Annotated in this window: 1 pseudogene; it reads left to right on the top strand. The window is 42.7% G+C overall.

Annotation, left to right across the window (positions count from 1 at the left end):
- Positions 1–62: 62 nt before the first annotated feature.
- Positions 63–288 (top strand): annotated as a pseudogene (locus tag ACM2FC_RS23665) (hypothetical protein); the annotation flags it as partial.

Below are 288 nucleotides of genomic sequence, written 5' to 3'. Positions count from 1 at the left end.
TTCGCATTAGAAATGACCAACGGCAACAAATCGCGGTAAGGCTGAATAGAATGGGGAATAGTGTGACCCAAGTGTGTCGTTGTTTATCTATTGCTGCTAGTTCATTTTATTATCGAGCTAAACCAAAACCTATTTGCAGTGAGCGCGTAAAGCTTGATGCTGCTATGAAGAAAATCCATGTTGATATGGATGCTACATACGGCAAAGTTCGTATGCATGGCGAATTACGAGCGCTAGGCTTTAATGTCGGTATGCACCTTGTCCGTACTTCGATGAAACGATTAGGGT

This window comes from Vibrio sp. A37, from assembly GCF_059777565.1.
Note: the sequence above shows the minus strand (reverse complement) of the source record. Positions and strands in the feature narration are given on the sequence as shown.